This window comes from Algiphilus aromaticivorans DG1253, assembly GCF_000733765.1.
Classification (GTDB): Bacteria; Pseudomonadota; Gammaproteobacteria; order Nevskiales; family Nevskiaceae; genus Algiphilus; species Algiphilus aromaticivorans.
Map to the genome: position 1 here is coordinate 2,730,102 of NZ_JPOG01000001.1, position 21,413 is coordinate 2,751,514.

The window sequence follows — 21,413 nt, forward strand, 5'->3', positions numbered from 1 at the left end:
GGGCCAGAACGATTGCTAGAGCGCGCGCCTCAGTCACAGTCCTCGATCACTGCCCTCGTCCACCGCAAAGCCAAAGCGCGCGCTGGGCGCGACCTCGGCCAGGGCGGTGTCGGAGAGCTGCAGCGCCACGACGACATTGACCACGCAGCCGGCGAGCAGGGCGGCGAAAACGACAACGCCCAGCCAGAGCACCGGAATTCGGTACCAGGGAATATGCTCGCCGTCGCTCGCCTTCATGGCGCCCCGTTACCGTCCCCACCCGCTGCACGCATCCAGGCGATCAGCATCTCGATCTCCTCGGCCGACAGGCGCGCCTCCCAGGCCGGCATGACGCCCTGACGGCCGTGACGGATGGCATGGGCAATATCGGCACGATCGCCGCCGTAGAGCCAGCTGTCGTCGGTCAGATCGGGGGCGCCCAGCGCCGGATTGCCCTTGCCTTGCGGGCCATGACAGGAGGCGCACAGCTGCTGATAGCGCTCGGCACCCTTGCGCGCCAGATCCTGGCGCGAGGTGCTGCGGCCATTGAGGGTATAGACATAGGTCGTTATCTGGCGCACGCCCTCGTCACCGAGCGCATCACCGAGCGCCGGCATGGCGCCGCGGCGTCCCTGGAGGAGGCTGGTGCGGATCGCGTCATCGCTGCCGCCCCAGCTCCAGTTGTCGTCGGTCAGATCGGGCGCGCCCAGCGTGACGTTGCCCTTGCCCTGCGCGCCGTGGCAGGCCGCGCAGTTCTCGTCGTAAACGACACCCGCGGCACGCAGAACGCCGGGATCCTCGGCTAGCGCCGAGATCGGCTTCTTGCGCACGAACTCCTGCAGATCAACGAGCTTGGCGTCATTCCTTTCCATGGCCTGCTCGACCTGCTTGGTGGAACTCCAGCCCAGAGTGCCCTCGTAGGCGCCCAGCCCCGGGTAGAGCACCAGATAGATCAGGCTGAAGACCAGCAGGCCGATCGACATCAGAATCCACCACATCGGCAGGCGTCGGACGCCCTCGCGCAGCGCGCCGTGCGCCCAGATGTGGCCGGTATTGCCGTCCTCGTCGACCGGAATGCGCACGCGCAGCGCAAAGATGAAAAGGAAGACGACGAGGACGATGTTGAGGGTCGCGAAGAAGATGACCCATCCGCTCCAGAAGCTGCTCATCGGCCGTCGCCTCCCTCGCCTTCGGTGAATCGATCACCCTCGCCGCGTTGCGGCGCCGGGCGGTCGTCGTCGTTGTCCAACGGCACCCGCGCCATGCGGTCGAAGACCTGCTTGTGTCGCGGCCGCCAGGCCCAGATCCAGATGGCGATGAAGGCGATCAGCAGCAGCACGGTGATCACGCCGATCGCGTGGCCCCAGTAGCCACTCATGGCTGCGCCTCCGCCTCAACGCCGGCCGGCCCCCTGCCGCCGTGCACACCGAGCCCCTGCAGATAGGCCACCAGCGCGTCGAGTTCGGTCTTGCCGGCAACCGCCTCGGCCGCGCCTTCGATCTGCTCCTCGCTGTAGGGGTCGCCGAGGAAGCGCAGCACGCGCATGCGCTGGGCGATGTCCTCGCCGTCGAGCTCGGCTTCGGCCAGCCAGGGATAGGCCGGCATATTCGAGTCCGGCACCAGCGACTGCGGGTCGAGCAGATGCTGGCGCTGCCATGCATCGGTGTACTTGCCGCCGACGCGGGCGAGATCGGGGCCCGTGCGCTTGCTGCCCCACTGGAAGGGGCGGTCGTAGACGGACTCGCCGGCCTCGGAGAAGGGACCGTAGCGCTGCACCTCGGCGCGCAGGCGCCGGATCTGCTGGGAATGGCAGGCGTAGCAGCCTTCGCGCACGTAGATGTCGCGGCCGGCAAGCTCCAGCGGCTCGTAGGGCTCGACGCCGGGCGAGGGCTCGACCGTGCTCGCCTGGTAGAACAGCGGCACGATCTCGGCCAGCCCGCCCAGCGTCAGCGCCACGGCCATGAGCACGCCAAAGAGGCCGAGATGCTTCTCGATCTTCTCGAAATACTGATACGGCCGGGACATCAGCGCACCTCCCCGATCGGCTGCGGCACCGGCTCGGGAATCGGTACCGGTATCGGTGAAATCAAGCGGGCGCGAGCGGCGGCGGCGGTGTGCCACAGGTTCCAGGCCATGACGATCATGCCGCCCATGACCAGCAACCCACCGACGAAGCGCAGGAAGTACATCGGGTAGATCGCCCGTAGCGTGTCCATGAAGCTGTAGAGCAGCGTGCCGTCCTCAGCGGTGGCGAACCACTTCAGGCCGGTACCGATGCCCGCCACCCACATCGCCGCGATGTAGATCAGCAGGCCGATGACGTGCATCCAGAAGTGCAGATTCATGGCGGCCACTGAGTGCATCGGCCGGCCGAGGGCGCGCGGCGCCATGGCGTAGATCGAGCCGATGGTGATCATCGCCACCCAGCCGATGGCCCCGGAGTGCACGTGGGCGACGGTCCAGTCGGTGTAGTGGCTGAGGGCATTGGCGCTGCGAATCGCCAGCATCGAGCCCTCGAAGGTGGAGGCGGCGTAGAAGACCAGCGACACCACCATGAACTTCACCGCCGGATCGGTGCGCAGCTTGTCCCAGACGCCATTGAAGGTCAGCAGGCCATTGGCTGCCGAGCCCCAACTGGGGATCAGCAGGATCAGCGAAAAGACCATGCCCACCGTCTGCACCCAGTCCGGCAACGAGGTGTAGATGAGGTGATGCGAACCGGCCCACATATAGACCGAGATCAGCGCCCAGAAATTGACGATGGAGAAGCGGTAGCTCCACAGCGGCTGCCCCGCCGCGCGCGGGACGAAGTAGTACATCATCCCGAGGAAGCCGGCGGTCAGGAAGAAGGCCACGGCGTTGTGGCCGTACCACCACTGCACCATGGCGTCGACCGCGCCGGAGTACACCGGATAGGACTTGGTCAGCGATACCGGAATGGCGAGGTTGTTGACGACGTGCAGCAACGCCACGGCGACGATGAAGGCCGCGTAGTACCAGTTCGCCACATAGATGTGGCGGATGCGACGGCGCGCCAGCGTGCCGAAGAAGACGGCCCCGAAGGAGATCCAGACCACCGCGATGAGGATGTCGATGGGCCATTCCGGCTCGGCGTACTCCTTGCTCTGAGTAATGCCGAAGGGGATGGTCGCCAGCGCCAGAAACACCGCCAACTGCCAGCCCCAGAAGGTGAAGTGCGCCAGACGTTCGAAGGCCAGGCGCGCATGGCAGGTGCGCTGCACGACGTAGTAGCAGGTACCCATCAAGGCCGAACCGCCGAAGGCGAAGATGATGGCGAAGGTGTGATTGGGCCGGATGCGGCTGAAGGTGAGCCAGGCCGTATCGAAGTTCAGCACCGGCCAGACCATCTGTGCGGCCGCCAGCACGCCGAGCGCAGTGCCGACGATGGCCCAGACCGCGGCTGCCAGCAGGAACAACCGCACGACCTGATCGTTGTAGGTCTCGCCCGTCGACATGCTGGAACTCCCCTTTAACAGCCCGGCCCGCGAAGCCCCGCAGCTTACAGAGGGGCGGCCCGGCATTTATTGATTGAGATCAAGTCTGCCGCCATGAAATCCCCCTGTCGATAGCGATGGTTCCTGAAACCGCAGGCACCACGCTCGCCGCAGTTGCAGCCCGAGCGGCTAAGATCGGCATTCGCCCCGCGCCCTTGTCCCGCCATGCCGCAGCTCACTCACACCATCCTTCGCCTGTGTGTCACCGCCCTTGTGACAACGCTCGCCGCATGCGGATCCGACGATACTGCGCGCGGGCCCGCGTTGATGGTTCACGATGTCGCTGCCCCGGAAGGCGCAGCTGGCGAGCAGCGCAGCCTGCGCTTCGTGGCCAGCCTGTCCGAGGCAGCCGAAACACCGGTGCGCATCCGCTGGTCGACCGCTGACGGTGACGCGGTGGCCGGCGAGCACTTCATCGCCGACAGCGGCAAAGCGGTCATCGCCGCCGGCGAGCGCCATACCGAGATCCCCGTCACCCTGATCGGCAACGATGCCGAAGAAGCGGCGCGGCGCTTCAGGCTTAGGCTCGACGCAGTCGAAGGCGCACGCGCCTTCCGCTCGGAGGCCGTCGGTACTATCGCCAACGACGACACCAACTGCCTTGGCGAAGTGCCTACCGGCGACAACCCCTGGCTGGCGCGCAGCCCGATCAGCTTCGCGCACCGCGGCGGCGTCCGCGAGTTCCCGGAGAACACCCTCTACGCCTACCACCAGGCCGCCGCAGCGGGCTCCGATGTGCTGGAGATGGACGTCTACCAGACCGCCGACGACGAGCTGGTGGTCCTGCACGACCTGACCGTGGATCGGACCACCGACGGCAGCGGCGATGTCGGCGACTTCACGCTGGCCGAGCTCAAGGCGATGGACGCCGCTTACTGGTTCGTCCCCGGCGAGGGCACCACGCGCGACGCGGATGCGGCCGACTACGTCTACCGCGGCATCGCCACAGGCGACAAGCCACCGCCGCCCGGCTTCACGGCCAACGATTTCCGCATCCCGACGCTGGACGAGGCGCTAGCGCGCTTCCCCGACGAGTTGATCAACGTCGAACTCAAGCCGGACACCGACGACACCGGCAGCTACGAGGGCAATGTCGCCCGGCTACTGCGCGACTTCGGGCGCTTCGACGACGTCATGGTCGCCTCCTTCGTCGACACCGCCGCGGCGCTCTTCAAGCTGCAGGGCGCCTGCATTTCCACCTCGGTGCCACTGGTGGAAGCCGCCGCCGTCACGCTGGCCTCGAAGGGTCCGCTGCCGATGGCACCGGTGCCCGGGCACCAGGCCTTTCAGGTGCCGATGGACACCAGCAGCGTCAGCCAGATTCCCGATGCGCTGCAAATCGAAGTCGTCACCCAGGATTTCATCGACGACGCGCACGCCGTCGGCCTGGCCGTGCATGTCTGGACCATCGACGACTGCCCGACGATGGTCGAGCTACTGGAGATGGGGGTGGACGGCATCATGACCGACCGCCCCTTGCGCCTGCAGCAGGTGCTCGACCAGCCCGAGGGCGAATGGTCCTGCGACGGCGTGGAATGACACCGTAACGACGGCGGCTTTCTACGGCGGCCGTTCAGCCGGCCGGTGTTAGCGTGCGTCATCTGCTCACCAAGAGGTTCCCGATATGCGCTACACCGCCATTGCCTCCATCGCCGCCGGCCTGCTATTGCTCGGCGCCTGCTCTTCCGACGAGCAGCCGCAGAGCAGCGGGCAGCAGTCCTCGGGCTCCGACAACAAGACCAGCCTCAGCGTCGATACCGACAGCGGCTCGGTGTCCTACAAGGATTCCGACGGCGGTTCCAGCACCTCGATCTCCGTGGGCGACGGCGACAAGGACAAGAAGGACTGATTCTCGCCGCGCTTAGGCACTTCAGCCCGGCAGCAACAGGCTGGCGCCGGTCGTACGCCGCGCTTCCAGATCGCGATGTGCCTGCGCAGCTTCGCGCAGTGGATAACGCTGCCCGATCTCCGGCGCAAGCACTCCCGCCATAACAGCCTCGAACACGGCGACAGCGCCGGCTTCCAGGCTGCTCCGGTCTGCGATGTAATCCATCACGCTCGGTCGCGTAAAGAACAGTGAGCCGCGCGTGGCAAGCTCCGAAGGCGCGAAGGGCGGCACCGCCCCAGAAGCGTTGCCGAAGCTGACCATCATGCCCAGCGGCGCCAGGCTGTCCAGCGAGGTCTCGAAGGTGGCGGCGCCGACGCCGTCGTAGACCACGTCCGCACCGCGGCCCTCCGTGAGCGACCGCATCGCCTCGGCCACCGGCTCTTCGTCATAGCGAATCACCGCCTCGCAGCCCGCAGCCCGCGCGTGCTCTGCCTTGGCGGCAGAGCCGACCGTTCCGATGACGCGCGCGCCCAAGTGCCGCGCCCAAGCGCAAAGCAAGCTGCCGACCCCACCGGCCGCGGCGTGCACCAGCACGATATGGCCGGCGCGCACGGGAAAGGTGCGGAAGAGCAGCGCATGCGCGGTCAGTCCCTTGAGCATGAGCGCGGCCGCTGCCTCGTCGTCGACGCCGTCCGGCAGCCGCAGCACCCGATCCGCCGGCATGACGCGCTCCTCGGCATAGGCACCGATGGGGGCGCTGGCGTAGGCCACGCGGTCTCCCTGCGCCAGGCCGGTCACATCGGGTCCGACGGCCGTCACCATGCCGGCGGCCTCCAGGCCAAGGCCACTGGGCAGCGGCAGCGGATACAGGCCGGAGCGATGATAGACATCGATGTAATTCAGCCCGACCGCGGTATGCCGGATACCGACTTCGCCGGCGCCTGGCTCGGCCGACGACTCGTCGACCCAGTCGATCACCTCCGGCCCGCCCGTGCTCTCGATACGGCAGCGCAACGCCATCGTCATGTCTCCTCGCCGAATTCCGGGTATCAGGCTAACCGCATCGCTGCGACAAGCGCGCCGAGACGCAGCTGCGAGCGGCTGAAGCGCACCCGAGAAGCCGTTAGGCTGTGACGAGTTTTTCGGCCTGCACCCCGAGGAGGACATCCATGCCCGCGAATCACGAGTTCACCCGCCCTGACGGCAAGACGGCACCCGCCTACTATGTGGCACCGGAACCCGGCGCGAGCGCGCCCGGCGTCGTGGTCATCCAGGAATGGTGGGGCATCAACGACCAGATCGAGCGCGTGGCCAATCGCCTTGCCGAGGCCGGCTACCGTGCGCTTGTCCCCGATCTCTATCGCGGCGCCAAGGCGCTGGATGCCGCCGAGGCCGAGCACAAGATGACCGGCCTGGACTTCGGCGACGCGGCAACGCAGGACGTACGCGGCGCCGTGCAGCATCTGAAGCGGAACGGTGGAAAGGTCGCGACCATGGGCTTCTGCATGGGCGGAGTACTGTCGCTGCTCGGCGCGATGCACGCCCCGGAGCTGGATGCTGCCATCGCCTGGTACGGCCTGCCCCCGGACGAAGCCGGAGACCCCGGAGAGATCAAAGTTCCGGTTCAGGGCCACTACGGCAATCAGGACCAGATGTTCCCGCCCGAAACCGTCAATGATTTCGAGGGCAAGCTGAAGGCTGCAAACGTTCGCTACGAGCTCTACCGCTACGATGCACCGCACGCCTTCAGCAACGAAGATTGGGATTACTACGACGCCGAGGCCGCGAAGCTGGCCTGGCAGCGCAGCCTGGATTTCCTCGACAAGCACCTGCGTTAGCCCAACGGGGCGGCCGGCACCGCCGCCGGCCGCCCAGCGCGCGGGCTGTTCAGAGCACCGCGCGCGCGATGATCTCCTTCATGATCTCGGAAGTACCGCCGTAGATCCGCTGCACGCGCGCGTCAACGTAGTGGCGCGACACTGGGTACTCGCGCATATAGCCGTAACCGCCGAAGAGCTGCAGGCAGCCATCAGCCACGCGGCACTGCATCTCGGTAGTAGCGTACTTGGCCATGGCGGCAGTAGGCACGTCGAAGCTGCCTGCGTCGAAGCTGCGCTTGCACTGCTCGGAGAAGGCCTTGGTCACGTCGAGATCGGTCTTCATGCGCGCGATTTCGAAGCGCGTGTTCTGCTGTGCAGACAACGGCTTGCCGAAGGCCTTGCGCTCCTGGACATAGTTGATGGTCAGATCCAGGCAACCCTCGGCGGCCGCAACCGCGCCCACGGCCAGGATCAGGCGCTCGCGCGGCAGCTCGTCCATGAGGTGGCCGAAGCCGCCGCCGACACGACCGAGAACGGCCGAGGCCGGTACGCGCACATCCTGGTAGAAGAGTTCGGAGGTATCCCCGGCGTGCTGGCCGATCTTCTCCAGGTTGCGACCGCGCGCGAAGCCCTCGGCATCACCGTCGACCAGGAAGAGCGTCGTGCCCTTGGCGCCGGCATTGGGGTCGGTCTTGGTGAAGGTGACGATGACGTCGGCGTGCTGGCCATTGGTGATGAAGGTCTTCTGGCCGCTGATGCGATAGCCGTCGCCATCGGCCTCGGCGCGCGTGCGCGCACCCTGCAGGTCCGAGCCGGCGCCGGGCTCGGTCATGGCGATGGCGCCGACGCATTCGCCCGCAGCCATCTTCGGCAGGTAGTGCTGCTTCTGTTCCTCGCTGCCCAGGTGCAGGATGTAGGGTGCGACGATGTCGGAATGCACGGAGAGGTTGCCGGCGATGGCCGTGAAGCCGGCGCGCGAGGCCTCCTCGACAACCGCACAGGAAAAGGAGAAAGGTGCCCCGGCGCCGCCGTACTCCTCCGGCATATCGACGCAGAGCAGGCCGTTTTCGCCCATCTTGCGCCAGATCTCGCGCGGCAGAATCTCGTCGCGCTCCCACTGATCGTAGTGCGGCGCGACCTCCGCCTCCAGGAAGCGCTTGACGTTGTCGCGAAAGAGTTCCAGCTCGTTATCCATGATGCTTGTGCTCCATCTTGCGCCAGCGGCGCTGTTTTTCCGGCCGCGGAAGATAGCAGGCGACGCCTCGGCGCGCGCTACGCTCTGGTAGGGTGCCTCTTTCGGTTCTCGGAAGGGACTCCACCGTGTGGGACGAAATCGCCCTCGCTGGCGCGGGAACTTACGCGCTGGCGGCCATGACCTATGTCTTCGCTTTACGCGGCGAAGTGCAGTACGACTCGCTGAAGCAGTATCTGCGCAAGGGCTGGCCCATCATCGCGCCGATGAACTGCCTGCTCTATGCCGTCTCGCAGCGCCGGGCGCGCGGCGCCATCCTCGACGTCGCCGACTTCCCCGAGCTGGCCCCATTGCGCGACAACTGGGAGACCATCCGCGAGGAGGCCCTGGCCCTGCATCGCGCCGAGCACCTGGAAGCCACCAGCCGGCCGGACTCCGCCGCCTATTACGACATCGGTTTTCGCACCTTCTACAAGTACGGCTGGCGCAAGTTCTACCTCAACTGGTACGGCCGCACGCAGCCTTCCGCCGAGCGCCTCTGCCCGAAGACCGTGGCGCTTATCAGGGAGTTGCCCAGCGTCAACGGTGCGATGTTCTCCATGCTGCCCGTGGGCGGCCAGCTCACGCGCCACTCCGACCCGGCTGCGTGTTCTCTGCGCTATCACCTCGGGCTCAGTACCCCGAATAACGACGCCTGCTTCATCAATATCGACGGCCGCGATTACAGCTGGCGCGACGGCCAGGCGCTGATCTTCGACGAGACCCATCTGCACTTCGCACGCAACGATGCCGGCAGCGACCGACTCATCCTGATGTGCGACATCGACCGTCCGGTCTCCTTGATCGGCTGGCCGATCAACGCCTTCTATCGCTGGCTCATGGGCGCCACGCTGGTGCCGAACATGGCCGGCGACCGGCGCGGCATGGCCAATCGCATCTTCGCGGGTATCGCGCCGCAGCTGCAGCGCGCCAAGGCGCTCAAGCGGACGAATCGCAGCGCTTATCGTCTGCTCAAGTACACGATCAACGGCACGCTTCTGCTGCTGGTGGCGCTGATCGCCTGGGGCCTGCTGCAGCTGTTCAGCGGCGTACTCGGCCTGGGCTGAGCGACGCCGCTAAAGCGATTCGTCCTGCATGCCGTCGTAGACCACGCCCGATGGCGCGCTCTCGATCGGCGCGCTCCAACCCTGGCCGCCGCCATTCGCCTTGAGCGCATCGGCCGACACGACCGGCGCCTCGCGCAGATTGCGGGGGGCCTCGGCCACCGCCGACTCCGGCTGCTGGCGACGCTGCAGATCGTTACGCATGGTGGCGGTCGCGATCTGCTGCAAGCGCTGGCTGTCCACCGATTCGGCGGACAACGCGTACATGCGGCCATCCTCGCGCCAGTAGACGATCTCGCGGCCACCGCGCTGCATCCGATGCAGCTCGGGTCGGCCGGCGTCCGCCTGCTCGGCCACGAAAAGGCGCACGGTCTGCCCGCGCTGGTCCTCGTAGCGCGCCTCGGTGGCCGTGTGCCCACCGGCGCGCACGGTGCGACGCTCGGTCAGCGCGAATCCGGCCAGATTGAGGCTGGGCAGGCGTCCCGACGGGCTATCGACAGCAGCGCCCACCGCGACCGCCCCACCGGCGGCGGCGGGCAAGGCGTCAGCGGAGAGTTGCGAAATCTCGCTCGCGAAGCGGTCCAGATCGGCGTCGTCGGAGCCACCGGGGGCAACCGCTACACTCAGCGCAGTAGCCACCGCCAGCCCCGCAACCGAAGCCGCCACCGCGAAGCGGCGCCGGCCGAGTTGCTTACGCGCGCGCCGCTCGCGCAGCGCCTGCGGATGCAGATGCGGCGGCACCGACTCGGCCAGCGCCGGCGCGTAGCGCGCCCGGATGGCTTCGTTCTGCCGCTGCCAGGCCGCGACACGTGCGGCATCGACCGGATGCGCGGCAAGATGCGCGCGCAACGCGGCAGCGCGCTCGCTGTCGGCGGCGATGCGACCATCGGCAAACGCCATCAGGTCGCGCTCATCGACGGGAGGGCCGTGCTCTGTATCGGGGGTATGGTTGTGATGACTCATTTCACTCTCCTGAGCGGAGGCTGCTCGGCCTCGGCTTCGGGGGACGGCGCATCCTGCAACTGGCGAAGCTGCTCGCGGCCGCGAGCCAGCCGAGAACGCAGCGTGCCGACGGGAACGCGCAGCACCCACGCAGCCTCTTCGTAGCTGAGATCCTCGACCGCCATCAGGACGATGGCCTCGCGCTGCGCGGCGGGCAGGGTCTGCAGGCCGCGCATGGTGTCGCGGATCTCCAGCTGCGACGGGCCAACATTGCCGCGGTCCGGCGGCTCGGCGACGGCCTCCAGCGGCACCGCGGCGTCGTGATGGCGGTTGTCACGGCGACCGTTCAGGTACTGCCGGTACAACATGCGGAAGAGCCAGCTGCGCAGCCGTGCCTTCCCGCGCCAGAGCCGCCACTTGCGCATGGCGCGCTCGAGGCAGTCCTGCACGAGGTCGTCGGCCTCCGCCGGGTGCCCCGCCAACGTGCGCGCATAGCGTCGCAGGTGCGGAATCTCCGCTGCCAGCATCCAGTCGAATTCGTCGCGTGCGGCCAAGTGCCTGTCCTTGCCGGAAATTGTGCATCTACTGGAACAAACACGAGAAAGAATCTCCAGTTCCATGGAACCGGGTACCAGGCGGCCGTGTGTTTCCAGCGTGGTCACCAATACCACGGACACTCAAAGCGTCAAGGAGTCGTAACCATGAAGCAGATCAACGCCAGCCGTTTCCTCGCCCCGGTCGCACTTGCCATCGCACTCGGTGCTTCCGGCACCGCTGTCGCGCAGAACCAGGGCGGCAGTGCCCAGGGCGGCATGCAGCAGCAGGCCCCGGATATCGACGTCAGCGACGAGCAGGTCGAATCCTTCGCCGAAGCGCAGAGCCGCGTCGCGGAGATCGGCGAGAAGTGGACGCCGCGCATGCAGGAAGCCGAGTCTTCCGAGGATGTGCAGAAGGCGCGCGAGCAGGCGCAGCAGGAGATGGTGATCGCCGTCGAGAACGCCGGTCTCTCCGTACAGGAGTACAACCAGATCGCTCGTGCCGCCCAGGCCGACGAGGAGCTGCGCGAGAAGATCCAGGAGGCGCAATAAGCGCTCTGGCCGACGAGCGGGGCTTGCTCCCCGCTCCGTCGTGAAAAGCGCGCGTACCCGCCGGGTGCGCGCGCTTTTTCATGGGCGGCGCCCTGCCCTCAGCGCGCCTCGCCGACAGCGCGCAGCATGGCGCGCGCCTTGTTCATCGTCTCGACCCACTCGGCATTCGGATCGGAGTCAGCCACCACGCCGGCGCCGGACTGCACGTGCACCTGACCGCCGGCGATGACGGCCGTGCGGATGGCGATGGCCATGTCGAGATTGCCGCTGCCGCCGATGTAGCCGACCGCGCCGCCGTAGACGCCCCGGCGCACCGGCTCCAGCTCCTCGATGATCTCCATGGCGCGCACCTTGGGCGCACCGGACAGGGTCCCGGTCGGGAAGGCGGCCATCAGCGCGTCCAGCGCATGGGTGCCCGGTGGCAGCCGGCCGACGACATTCGAGACGATGTGCATGACGTGGCTGTAGCGCTCGATGCGCATGCGCTCGGTCAGCTTGACACTGCCGGTCTCGCAGACGCGGCCGACGTCGTTGCGGCCGAGGTCGATCAGCATCAGATGCTCGGCAACTTCCTTGGGATCGGCGAGCAGCTCCTCGGCCAGACGGATGTCCTCCTCCTCGGTAGCGCCGCGCGGCCGCGTGCCGGCCAAGGGGCGCACGTGCATCTCGCTGTCCTCGACGCGCACCAGGATCTCCGGGCTGCTGCCGACGACGTGGTGATCGTCGAGATTCAGGCAGTAGAGATAGGGCGAGGGGTTCAGGCGACGGATGGCACGGTACAGCGCCAGCGGCTCGGCCGTGAAGGGTGCCGACAGCCGTTGCGAGGGCACCACCTGCATGACGTCGCCAGCGCGGATGTATTCGCGGATGCGCTCGACCACGTCGCAGAAGGCCTCGCGCGACATGCCGGAGACGAAGTCGGGCTCGGGCGCCTCCGGATCGGGCATCTGGTAGTCGGCGGCTGCCGGCTTCGCCAGTTCGGTCTGCCAGCCGTCCAGCCGTGTCTCGGCTTCGGCACGCGCAGCCGCGTCGCCGGCTGGGCAATGCGTGACCAGATACATCAACCCACGCAGATTGTCGAAGATCACCAGATCCTCGCTCTTCATCAGCAGAGCCTCGGGCAGCTCCAGTGGGTCCTCGTTGGCACAGGCCACGCGCGGCTCGATGTAGCGCACCGCGTCGTATCCGATGTAGCCGACCCAGCCGCCGTCGAAGCGCGGCAGGCGCGGATCCGGGGTCACGGAATCGTCCGCCACGGCGTCGCGCAGCCAGGCCATGGGGGCCTCCGGGTGCAGCTCCTCGACCAGTTCGCCGTCGATATGGCGCGTGATGCGCCCCTCGCGCAGGCGTAGGATCTCGCGCGCCGGCAGGCCGATGAAGGAGTAGCGGCCCCAGCGCTCGCCGCCCTGCATCGACTCGAAAAGATAGCTGAAGGCAGTGTTGGCCAGGCGCCGGTAGACGCCCACCGGCGTATCCAGGTCGGCCGGCAGCGTGCGCACCACACTCTCGCGCCGCGCCGCCATCACACGCTCTGGCTGCGCGCGATGGCCTCGCGCATGGCGGCGATGGTGCCGGCGTAGTCGGGCTTGCCGAAGATGGCCGAGCCGGCGACGAAGGTGTCGGCGCCGGCGGCGGCGATGGCCCCGATATTCTCGACCTTGACGCCGCCATCAATCTCCAGGCGGATGTCGTGGCCAGAGGCATCGATGCGCTGGCGCGCGGCGCGCAGCTTGTCCAGCGCCGTGGCGATGAAGCTCTGTCCGCCGAAGCCCGGGTTCACCGACATCAGCAGCAGCATGTCGATCTTGTCCATCACCCAGTCGGTCACCTCCAGCGGCGTCGCCGGGTTCAGCACCAGCCCGGCCTTGCAGCCGGCGTCGCGGATCGCCTGAAGGCTGCGATCGACGTGGCGCGTGGCCTCGGGGTGGAAGGTGATGATGCTGGCCCCGGCTTTCGCGAATTCCTGCGCCAGCGCATCCACCGGCTCGACCATCAGATGCACATCGATGGGCGCGGTGATGCCGAAGTCGCGCAGCGCCTTGCAGATGACCGGGCCGAAGGTGAGATTCGGCACGTAGTGGTTGTCCATGACGTCGAAGTGAACGATGTCCGCGCCGGCGTCGAGCACGCTGCGGACTTCTTCGCCCAGACGGGCCATGTCGGCGGAGAGAATGCTTGGCGCGATCAGCGCCGGTTTCGGGGAGGCGTTCATGGGCGCGGATTGTGCCTGCCGGCGTCGCGATCGGCCACTGCGCGCCCGCTCCGGGCACAATGCGCCGTTACCGATACCCGAATTCGAGGTTCCCCGCATGACCGAGGCCGCCGAGGCACTCTCCGCCGCCGAGCTCGAGAGCCTGCCGCTGATCCAGCAGGGCAAGGTGCGCGACATCTACGCCTGGGACGACGATCACCTGCTGATCGTCACCACGGACCGGATCTCGGCTTTCGACGTGGTGCTGTCGCAGCCGATTCCGGGCAAGGGCGAAGTGCTCAACCGCATGAGCCGCTTCTGGATGCAGCGCTTCGCGGACAGCATCCCGAACCATCTCAGCGGCATCGATCCGGCGAGCCAGCTCAGCCCCGATGAAGCAGCGCGCATCGGTGATCGCGGCGTAGTCGCGCGCCGCCTGCGCGCGCTACCCGTGGAGGCCGTGGTGCGCGGCTTCCTCGCCGGTAGCGGTTGGCAGGAGTATCAACAGCGCGGCACGGTCTGCGATGTCGCTCTGCCCACATCGCTGCACCAGGCCGAGAAGCTGCCCGAGCCCATCTTCACGCCGGCCACCAAGGCCGCCATCGGCGACCACGACGAGAACATCAGCTTCGAGCGCATGGTGGCAATCGTAGGCAAGGACCACGCCGCGCGCATCCGCGACATCAGCATCTGGCTCTACAAGCAGGCCGCCGCCTATGCCGCGCAGCGCGGCATCATCATCGCCGACACCAAGTTCGAGTTCGGCCTCGACGCTGACGACCGCCTCGTGCTCATCGACGAAGTCCTGACCCCCGATTCGTCGCGCTTCTGGCCCGAAGCGGAGTACCGCGTCGGTATCAGTCCGCCCTCCTTCGACAAGCAGTACGTCCGCGACTATCTATCCACGCTGGAGTGGGGCCGCAGCCCCCCGGGGCCAGACCTGCCTGACGAGGTTGTGGCGAATACCGCCTCGCGCTACCGCGAGGCGGCGCAACGCCTGATGGGCGGCGTCGGCGACTGAGGCGCGCGCCGCGCTATCCTCCAGGCATCGGGGGTGCCGGCCAGCCCGCGCCCTGTCCAAGGAGGAGCCAGCATGCAGATCCGCATCGAAATCGACGTCAAGCCCGAGGAGCTCCGCCGCTTCCTCGGCCTGCCCGACGTCGCCGGCCTGCAGGAGGACATCATCGCCTACCTGCGCGACAAGGTCGGCGACGCCAACGAAAACTTCCGCCCGGGCGAGTTCGTGCGCACCAACTTCGACACCCTGCGCAACAGCAAGGCCTGGCGACGGCTACTGGACGGCGTCGAGGCAGTCGAGGCCGAGGAGCGCGAGCAGGCGCGCAAGGCCGCGGCAGCCGGCGCCAAGACCGGTGCCAAGAAGAGCGCGCGCAAGCGCAGCAGCGCCAGCAAGTCGACCCGCTCCAGCTCATCCGGCAACAAGTCCGGCGACGGCAGCTGATCCCGGCGCCGGCTCCACAAACAAGAAGGGACGCGCCTTGCGACGCGTCCCTTGCTGTGGCCCACCGCAACGGCGGGCCGGGGTGCAGCTTGTGCGAGCCGCTTAGGCGCTGGTGGCCTTGCTGGCAGCCTTGCGCGCGGTCGTGCTGGCCTTGCGAGCCGTCTTGCGCGCGGCGCCAGTGGCCTTGCGCGCCGTCTTCTTGGCAGCGGCAACCTTCGACTTCTTGCCGTTGATGCGAGCCAGCGCATCCTCGTAGGCTTTGCGCAGCACCTTGGCCAGCTCATCACCAGCCTTGGTGGTCAGCTCGACCGAGCTGTTGAAGGCGTCGACGAAGACACTACGGCCCTGCGGCAGGTACTCGATGGGGTTCGAGGCCACAGCCTTCAGGCCGTCGTTGCGGACGCGCGAGACGCTGGACTTGCCGCTCTCGAAGAGTTCGCGAGCAGCGTCGGTCTGCTTCTCGACGATGTTCTGCACGGTCGGGACAACAATCTTGTTGGCCTTCTTGACGGTATCGACGGAAAGCTCAGCCACGCCCTGGGCGCGGTTGCTAACATCCTCGACGCGGGTTTTGACGTCATTGACGACAGATTCGATGTTCATGGTGAAACTCCTGCAGTATCGCGATGATGGAAATGAGAACCGGGCCAAAATGCGCGGCGCTGCATGAACGCTTCGTCGTGTTGCGCTGCAGCATTTTGTGCAATGCACAATAGAAGAGCATCGCCCAACTGTCAATACCTCGGGGAGCCCCCTTCTGATGCAGAATCGACTGGCGACCGTCCGCACTTGGCTGTGGCGCCGAGATCACGGCAGTTTCGGCGTGGTGCTGGCCGCCACGGTCGCCCGCTACGCGGTGATGCTGGCGCGAGACATTGCCGACGGGCATCTGTCGCTGCGCGCGATGAGCCTGGTCTACACCACGCTGCTGTCGCTGGTACCCCTGTTGGCGCTGGGCTTTTCCATGTTCAAGGCCCTGGGTGTACACAACGCCCTGGAACCTGCGCTGCGACAGTTCCTCGCCCCGCTCGGCGAGCGCGCGGACGAGCTGGTGATCAACATCCTGAACTTCGTCGAGAACATCGACGTCGGCGTTCTCGGATCGGTCGGCGTCGGCCTGCTGCTCTACGCCGCCGTGTCGCTGATCCAGAAGGTAGAGTCCAGCTTCAACTGGATCTGGCACATCAAGCGCCCGCGCTCGCTGGGCGCGCGTTTCTCCGAGTATCTGTCCGTGCTCATCGTCGGCCCCTTCGCGGTCTTCCTCTCCGTGGGCATCACCGCGACGGCACTCAACAGCACTATCGTCCAGACCATCGCCCAAGTGGAGCCTTTCGGCGCGGTCGTCTTCGGCCTGGCCAAGCTGATCCCCTACCTGTTGATCGTCGGCGTCTTCAGCTTTCTCTACGCCTTCATCCCGAACACGCGCGTGCCTCTGCGTGCTGCGCTGAGCGGCGGCCTCTTTGCCGGCGTGCTGTGGCAGTCGGCAAGCATGGCCTTTGCCACTTTCGTGGCCTCGGCGGGCAATTACAACGCCATCTACTCGGGCTTCGCGATCCTGATCTTCCTACTGATTTGGCTTTACGTCGGCTGGCTGATCCTGATGCTGGGTTGCCGGCTCAGCTTCTACATTGCCCACCCCGAGTACATCCGCCGGGATCCGAACGAGCCTCCCACCGCGCCGCGTGATGTCGAGCGCATCGGGCTGGCTCTGGTCCGGGAGGTGGCACATCGGCACGTGGCGGGCACCACGCCCGCAACGCGCGGCGAGCTGGCACGCCTGCTGCTCACCCCTTCCGAGCGCGTCGACCCCATCGTCGACCGCCTGATCGCGGCCGGTGTGCTGGCTGAAACGGGTGAGCAACCGGTGCGCATCCTGCCGGCGCGTGCTCCGGAAAGCCTCAGTCTCGGCGCGCTCTGGCAAATCCTGCGTCGCAATGGTGACGAACCAACAACGGCCAATGCCGCACCGGGGAGCAGCCTACTGGCCGCACAGACAACCGTCAGCAGCGCCGAATCCGCCTTTACCGACGACGAGGGCAACATCAGCCTGCGCGAATGGCTGCAGGATCCACCTTCAAGCCGGTAGTCTTCAGCAGCGCACGACCGCGCGTCGCACTCCATCCCTGAGGAACACCGCCCGTGGAAGCCATCTGGTTGCGCCACTATCCCGAAGGCGTGCCGCATCAGATCGATACCGGCAGCTATGCCTCCCTTGTCGATCTCTTCGAGCGTGCCGCGCTGACATATCGCGACCGCGTTGCTTTCGAGAGCCTCGGCGGCAGCCTGAGCTTCGCCGAAGTCGACCGACTGAGCCTGGATTTCGCCTCCTATCTGCAGAATATCCTCGGCCTGCCCAAGGGCAGCCGCGTGGCATTGATGATGCCCAATCTTCTGACCACCCCGGTGGCGATGATCGGCGCGCTGCGCGCGGGCATGGCGGTGGTCAACCTCAATCCGATGGGGGCCCAGCGCGAGATCGCGGAACAGATCAGCGACTCCGGCGCGCGCGTCGTGCTGATAGCGGAACCCTTTGCGCACACCCTGTCGCAGCTGCGCGGGCAACTCGACCTCGAGCGCGTGATCGTCACCTCGCTCGGTGATCTGCTGCCGACCGCACGCCGCGTCGCAATCAACGCCGGCGCGCGCCACCTGCGCAGGACAATTCCGGAGTGGAAACTCCCCGGTCACGTCACACTGAACCAAGCCCTGGCCCAGGGCCGCCGCCAGCCGGCCAACCGCAGCGTGCTCACCCACGGCGACATGGCCTTCCTGCAGTACACGGGTGGCACGACCGGCGCGCCGATGGGAGTGATACTGACCCACGGCAACATGGTGGCCAACGTGCTGCAAGCGCGCGCCTGGATCATGCCGTGGATCGAGGAGGGGCACGAACGCATCGTCACGGCACTACCTCTGCATCATGCCTTCGCGCTGACGGCCAACTTCCTCGTCTTCTTCAGCATCGGCGCCGCCAATCTGCTGATCGCCGACCCGAGCAATTTCGCGGGCCTGACACGCGCCATGGCACGCGCGCCCTTCTCTGCATTTACCGGCGTGAACACCTTGTTCAACCGCCTGCTCAACACACCCGGATTCGGCGATATCGACTTCTCGCAGCTCAAGGTTACGCTGGGTGGCGGCGCCGCCATCCAGCCAGCCGTCGCCGAGCGCTGGCGCGCCATCACCGGTCGGCCGCTGACCGAAGCCTACGGGCTGACCGAAGCCGCACCGGCGGTCAGCATGAATCCGCTCAGCGCACCCGAGTTCAACGGCAGCATCGGGCTGCCGCTGCCCTCGACCGAGATCTCCATCCGCGACCAGGCCGGCGAGGAAACGGGTCTGGGCGTTCCGGGCGAACTCTGCGTGCGCGGACCACAGATCACACCCGGCTACTGGCAGCAGGAGGAAGCCACACGCGCGGCCTTCACCGAGGACGGCTATCTGCGCACCGGCGACGTCGCGACCGTCGACGAGCGCGGCTTCATCACCCTCGTCGAGCGTCGCAGGGACATCATCATCGTCTCCGGATTCAATGTTTATCCGAGCGAAGTCGAAGCCGTGGTCGCCCAGGCCGACGGCGTGCTCGAGTGCGCCTGCGTCGGTGTGCCCGATGAGCGCACCGGCGAGGCCGTCAAGCTCTTCGTCGTACGTGTCGACGAAGGGTTGGAAGAGACGCAGCTGCGTGCCTACTGCCGCGAGCGCCTGAGTCGCTACAAGCTGCCGCGCGAGATCGTCTTCGTCGAGGAACTGCCCAAATCGCAGGTCGGCAAGATTCTGCGCCGGGCGCTGCGCGAGCGGGCCTGACAGCGCGGGCGCGCGTGAACACGCGAGTGGGCGACTTTCCGCTCCGAGAGCCGTATGTTATCTTGTATCACTAACGACCGGCCCACCTCGCCCCCCCCCCCATGCGTTCCGAATCCTCCGCCTTACCCGACGCCCCGCTGGACCGCTTCGCCATCGCCTTCTCCGGCGTGTGCGCGGTGCATTGCGTACTGATCGTGGCGGCGGTGACCACCATCCCGCTGTGGGGGCTGGGCTGGCTGACTGCCCCGCACTTCCACGAGTGGTTCCTGGCGCTCGCGGTGCTGCCAAGCTCGCTGGCACTGTGGAGCGGCTACCGTCGGCACGGGCGGATCGAGGTCATCATCGGCGGCCTCGGCGCGCTGGGATTGATGACTCTGGCCATCGCACTGCATGAGACGGGACTGGCCTCGGCCAGCGGCGAGAGCGTGCTGACGCTGTCAGGCGCTGCCCTGCTGGCAGCGACGCACTGGCGCAACCTGCGCAAGCGCGACGGCGCGCACTGCGCGCATCACTGAGTCGGGCAACCCTCAGTCGCGCGAAGGGGTCTCTTCGTCCTGCAGGGCGATGTTCATTTCCAGCAGGTCCACACCCTGGTCGTGCTGCACGCGAACATTGACCGCGTCGTCGGCAACCTGCGTGTAGCGCCGCACCACCGCCAGCAAATCCTCGCGCAGCCGCGGCAGCCAGTCCGGACCATTACCGCGCCCTTCGCGCTGGTGCATAACCACCAGCTTGAGCCGGTCGCGCGCAACATTCGCTGAGTTCTTGCGCTCGTTGCGGAAGAGTTTGAGCCAGTCCATTGCCATGCTCCTAGCCACCGAAGAGCCTGCCGAGGAAGCCCTTCTTCTCGGACTGCATGAAGCGATGCGGACGTTCCTCGCCGAGGAAGCGCGCCACCATGTCCTCGTAGGCGCCGCCGGCATCGGTGCTGGTGTCGGCGACCACCGGCACACCCTGGTTCGAAGAGTTCAGCACGGCCTGCGATTCGGGAATCAGCCCGAGCAGCGGAATGGCGAGAATGTCGCGGACATCCTCCACCGACAGCATCTCGCCCTTGTCGACGCGCGCCGAGTTGTAGCGCGTCAGCACGAGGTGCTCCTTGATCCGCCCGCCCTGCTCGACCTTGCGCGTCTTCGAGGCCAGCAGCCCCAGCACACGGTCGGAATCGCGCACCGAGGAGACTTCCGGGTTGGTCACCACCAGCGCCTCGTCGGCGAAATACATCGCCATGTGCGCGCCGTGCTCGATACCGGCCGGCGAATCGCAGACGATGTAATCGAAGTCCTGCGACAGCGTGTCGAGCACCTTCTCGACACCTTCGGTAGTCAGCGCTTCCTTGTCGCGCGTCTGGCTGGCGGCAAGTATGGCGAGGTTGTCGTAGCGCTTGTCGCGGATCAGGGCCTGGCGCAGCGTGGCCTCGCCCTGGATGACGTTGACGAAGTCGAAGACCACGCGCCGCTCGACGCCCATGATGAGATCGAGATTGCGCAGGCCGACGTCGAAATCGACGACGGCGGTCTTGTAGCCGCGCACGGCCAGACCGGTGGCGAAGGAGGCGCTGGTGGTCGTCTTGCCGACGCCCCCCTTGCCCGAGGTCACGACGATGATCTGTGCCAAGGCTGAAGGACTCCCCGAAGCTGAGAATGCGAATGACGCGCCATGATAGCGGCGCGCCCGCCTGCCGTGTGCTGAATGCGCGCCGCCGCCCGGCAAGCGGGCCGGCGCACGCTCAGTCCAGCGCGGCGAACTGCAGGTCATCGCCCTCCAGCCACACCTGCACGGCCTGGCCGCGCAGCTCGGGCCGCATCTTCTCGGCAACGTCGTAGACCCCCGCACAGGCCACCAGCTCGGCTTCGAAGCGGCGGCAGAAGATGCGCGCCTCGGCTTCGCCGCGCGCGCCGGCGATGGCGCGACCGCGCAGCGCGCCGTAGATGTGCACATGCCCATCGGCGATGACCTCGGCGCCGGCCCCCACCGTGCCCAGAACAACCAGATCGGCGCCCTCGGCGTAGATCTGCTGACCGGATCGCACCTGCGAGTGCACCAGACGGGTGCGCGCACCGCCACCAGCGGGTGCCGGCTGTGGCGCGGGCGCCGACTCGTCGGCGGGAGCGGCCTCCTTGCGCGCCGACGGCCGGCCGGCCATCAGCGCCTCCTCGGAAAGCACCGCCAGTCCGCTGGCCGCCGCGGTGGGGGCAAGCTTGCCGTCGGCCACGCCCAGCACCGACAGGCCGTGCTCGCGCGCAACCTCCAGCAGGCTGCTGCAGGCGGTGTGGTGCGCGGCGTCGAGGACGATGGGCATGGCGCGCATCATCTCCGGCAGCGCTTCGGCCCAGGCGCGGAACTCGGCCACCGTTTCGGAGGCGCCGCGTGCGGCCAGGCGCACGCGCGTGACGGGCAGCATCATCCCCTTGACGTCGGTGGCGCTGCTGTTGGCGGTGTCGTTCACGATATCGGCGGCTATGGCGAAGAGGCGCGCATTATTGCGCATG

Annotated in this window: 25 protein-coding genes; 10 read left to right on the forward strand and 15 right to left on the reverse strand. The window is 67.0% G+C overall.

Annotated elements, in window-relative coordinates; all coding sequences use genetic code 11:
- Window positions 1–33: 33 nt before the first annotated feature.
- Genes U743_RS12700 through ccoN form a run of 5 tightly spaced genes read right to left on the reverse strand, consistent with a single transcriptional unit; the run spans window position 34 to window position 3,455 of the window.
- On the reverse strand, window positions 34–237 hold the full coding sequence (locus U743_RS12700) for a hypothetical protein (RefSeq protein ID WP_043768769.1): 204 nt from the start codon (window positions 235–237) through the stop codon (window positions 34–36).
- A complete protein-coding gene (gene ccoP, locus U743_RS12705) occupies window positions 234–1,148 on the reverse strand; it encodes a cytochrome-c oxidase, cbb3-type subunit III (protein WP_043768771.1) in 915 nt (304 codons plus the stop codon). The genes U743_RS12700 and ccoP overlap by 4 nt, the downstream gene beginning before the upstream one ends.
- Window positions 1,145–1,357: a cbb3-type cytochrome oxidase subunit 3 gene (locus U743_RS18205; RefSeq protein WP_052368117.1), complete on the reverse strand. Its 213-nt coding sequence runs from the start codon at window positions 1,355–1,357 to the stop codon at window positions 1,145–1,147. The genes ccoP and U743_RS18205 overlap by 4 nt, the downstream gene beginning before the upstream one ends.
- Window positions 1,354–2,004, reverse strand: a complete 651-nt coding sequence (gene ccoO, locus U743_RS12715; protein ID WP_043768774.1) for a cytochrome-c oxidase, cbb3-type subunit II — start codon at window positions 2,002–2,004, stop codon at window positions 1,354–1,356. Before ccoO ends, U743_RS18205 begins: the two co-directional genes overlap by 4 nt.
- Window positions 2,004–3,455: a cytochrome-c oxidase, cbb3-type subunit I gene (ccoN, locus tag U743_RS12720; RefSeq protein ID WP_043768775.1), complete on the reverse strand. Its 1,452-nt coding sequence runs from the start codon at window positions 3,453–3,455 to the stop codon at window positions 2,004–2,006. The genes ccoO and ccoN overlap by 1 nt, the downstream gene beginning before the upstream one ends.
- Before the next feature lie 306 nt (window positions 3,456–3,761).
- Between ccoN and U743_RS12725 the strand changes: the two genes are divergently transcribed.
- Entirely contained in the window at window positions 3,762–5,033 is a 1,272-nt protein-coding gene (locus U743_RS12725) for a glycerophosphodiester phosphodiesterase family protein (protein WP_052368119.1), read from the forward strand.
- Between the two features lie 85 nt (window positions 5,034–5,118).
- The gene (locus U743_RS12730) at window positions 5,119–5,343 is read left to right on the forward strand and encodes a hypothetical protein (protein ID WP_043768777.1); all 225 of its coding nucleotides are present in this window, start codon (window positions 5,119–5,121) and stop codon (window positions 5,341–5,343) included.
- Window positions 5,344–5,364: 21 nt separating this feature from the next.
- Here U743_RS12730 and U743_RS12735 read toward each other — a convergent pair whose 3' ends face one another.
- The gene (locus U743_RS12735; protein ID WP_043768779.1) at window positions 5,365–6,342 is read right to left on the reverse strand and encodes a quinone oxidoreductase family protein; all 978 of its coding nucleotides are present in this window, start codon (window positions 6,340–6,342) and stop codon (window positions 5,365–5,367) included.
- A 149-nt stretch (window positions 6,343–6,491) separates the two neighbouring features.
- On the opposite strand from U743_RS12735, the gene U743_RS12740 reads away from it, so the two are divergent.
- On the forward strand, window positions 6,492–7,160 hold the full coding sequence (locus tag U743_RS12740) for a dienelactone hydrolase family protein (protein WP_043768781.1): 669 nt from the start codon (window positions 6,492–6,494) through the stop codon (window positions 7,158–7,160).
- 49 nt (window positions 7,161–7,209) lie between these two features.
- On the opposite strand, the gene U743_RS12745 is transcribed toward U743_RS12740, so the two are convergent.
- The gene (locus tag U743_RS12745) at window positions 7,210–8,337 is read right to left on the reverse strand and encodes an acyl-CoA dehydrogenase family protein (protein ID WP_043768783.1); all 1,128 of its coding nucleotides are present in this window, start codon (window positions 8,335–8,337) and stop codon (window positions 7,210–7,212) included.
- 125 nt (window positions 8,338–8,462) lie between these two features.
- Between U743_RS12745 and U743_RS12750 the strand changes: the two genes are divergently transcribed.
- On the forward strand, window positions 8,463–9,440 hold the full coding sequence (locus U743_RS12750; RefSeq protein ID WP_198022026.1) for an aspartyl/asparaginyl beta-hydroxylase domain-containing protein: 978 nt from the start codon (window positions 8,463–8,465) through the stop codon (window positions 9,438–9,440).
- Window positions 9,441–9,449: 9 nt separating this feature from the next.
- Here U743_RS12750 and U743_RS12755 read toward each other — a convergent pair whose 3' ends face one another.
- Both U743_RS12755 and U743_RS12760 read right to left on the reverse strand, forming a co-directional pair.
- Window positions 9,450–10,400 carry an anti-sigma factor gene (locus U743_RS12755; protein ID WP_043768785.1) on the reverse strand — a complete coding sequence of 317 codons (951 nt, stop codon included), beginning with the start codon at window positions 10,398–10,400 and terminating at the stop codon, window positions 9,450–9,452.
- Entirely contained in the window at window positions 10,397–10,933 is a 537-nt protein-coding gene (locus U743_RS12760) for an RNA polymerase sigma factor (RefSeq protein WP_052368120.1), read from the reverse strand. Before U743_RS12760 ends, U743_RS12755 begins: the two co-directional genes overlap by 4 nt.
- Window positions 10,934–11,080: 147 nt before the next feature.
- Here U743_RS12760 and U743_RS12765 point away from each other — a divergent pair, with 147 nt between their 5' ends.
- Window positions 11,081–11,467 carry a DUF4168 domain-containing protein gene (locus U743_RS12765; protein WP_052368122.1) on the forward strand — a complete coding sequence of 129 codons (387 nt, stop codon included), beginning with the start codon at window positions 11,081–11,083 and terminating at the stop codon, window positions 11,465–11,467.
- A gap of 98 nt (window positions 11,468–11,565) precedes the next feature.
- Here U743_RS12765 and trpE read toward each other — a convergent pair whose 3' ends face one another.
- Both trpE and rpe read right to left on the reverse strand, forming a co-directional pair.
- Complete coding sequence (trpE, locus tag U743_RS12770) at window positions 11,566–12,990, reverse strand: anthranilate synthase component I (protein WP_043768786.1); 1,425 nt, start codon at window positions 12,988–12,990, stop codon at window positions 11,566–11,568.
- Window positions 12,990–13,679, reverse strand: a complete 690-nt coding sequence (gene rpe / locus U743_RS12775) for a ribulose-phosphate 3-epimerase (RefSeq protein ID WP_043768788.1) — start codon at window positions 13,677–13,679, stop codon at window positions 12,990–12,992. Before rpe ends, trpE begins: the two co-directional genes overlap by 1 nt.
- A 97-nt stretch (window positions 13,680–13,776) precedes the next feature.
- Here rpe and U743_RS12780 point away from each other — a divergent pair, with 97 nt between their 5' ends.
- Window positions 13,777–14,679, forward strand: a complete 903-nt coding sequence (locus tag U743_RS12780; RefSeq protein WP_043772135.1) for a phosphoribosylaminoimidazolesuccinocarboxamide synthase — start codon at window positions 13,777–13,779, stop codon at window positions 14,677–14,679.
- Window positions 14,680–14,751: 72 nt separating this feature from the next.
- The gene (locus U743_RS12785; protein ID WP_043768790.1) at window positions 14,752–15,117 is read left to right on the forward strand and encodes a DUF6489 family protein; all 366 of its coding nucleotides are present in this window, start codon (window positions 14,752–14,754) and stop codon (window positions 15,115–15,117) included.
- Window positions 15,118–15,219: 102 nt separating this feature from the next.
- Here the strand turns inward: U743_RS12785 and U743_RS12790 are convergent, their stop codons facing one another.
- Window positions 15,220–15,720 (reverse strand): phasin family protein, encoded by a 501-nt coding sequence (locus tag U743_RS12790; protein ID WP_052368124.1) that lies wholly within the window; start codon window positions 15,718–15,720, stop codon window positions 15,220–15,222.
- Window positions 15,721–15,877: 157 nt separating this feature from the next.
- On the opposite strand from U743_RS12790, the gene U743_RS12795 reads away from it, so the two are divergent.
- The 3 genes from U743_RS12795 (at window position 15,878) to U743_RS12805 (ending at window position 19,436) form a co-directional block, all read left to right on the forward strand.
- Window positions 15,878–17,203, forward strand: a complete 1,326-nt coding sequence (locus tag U743_RS12795) for a YihY/virulence factor BrkB family protein (protein WP_043768792.1) — start codon at window positions 15,878–15,880, stop codon at window positions 17,201–17,203.
- Window positions 17,204–17,256: 53 nt separating this feature from the next.
- On the forward strand, window positions 17,257–18,921 hold the full coding sequence (locus tag U743_RS12800; protein ID WP_043768794.1) for an AMP-binding protein: 1,665 nt from the start codon (window positions 17,257–17,259) through the stop codon (window positions 18,919–18,921).
- 101 nt (window positions 18,922–19,022) lie between these two features.
- Complete coding sequence (locus tag U743_RS12805) at window positions 19,023–19,436, forward strand: MerC domain-containing protein (RefSeq protein ID WP_052368126.1); 414 nt, start codon at window positions 19,023–19,025, stop codon at window positions 19,434–19,436.
- A gap of 12 nt (window positions 19,437–19,448) precedes the next feature.
- On the opposite strand, the gene minE is transcribed toward U743_RS12805, so the two are convergent.
- The 3 genes from minE to minC all read right to left on the reverse strand — a co-directional run bounded on the left by minE (window position 19,449) and on the right by minC (window position 21,412).
- The gene (gene minE / locus U743_RS12810; protein ID WP_043768795.1) at window positions 19,449–19,721 is read right to left on the reverse strand and encodes a cell division topological specificity factor MinE; all 273 of its coding nucleotides are present in this window, start codon (window positions 19,719–19,721) and stop codon (window positions 19,449–19,451) included.
- 10 nt (window positions 19,722–19,731) lie between these two features.
- On the reverse strand, window positions 19,732–20,538 hold the full coding sequence (gene minD / locus U743_RS12815) for a septum site-determining protein MinD (RefSeq protein WP_043768797.1): 807 nt from the start codon (window positions 20,536–20,538) through the stop codon (window positions 19,732–19,734).
- Between the two features lie 112 nt (window positions 20,539–20,650).
- Complete coding sequence (gene minC / locus U743_RS12820; protein WP_198022027.1) at window positions 20,651–21,412, reverse strand: septum site-determining protein MinC; 762 nt, start codon at window positions 21,410–21,412, stop codon at window positions 20,651–20,653.
- Window position 21,413: the final 1 nt, after the last annotated feature.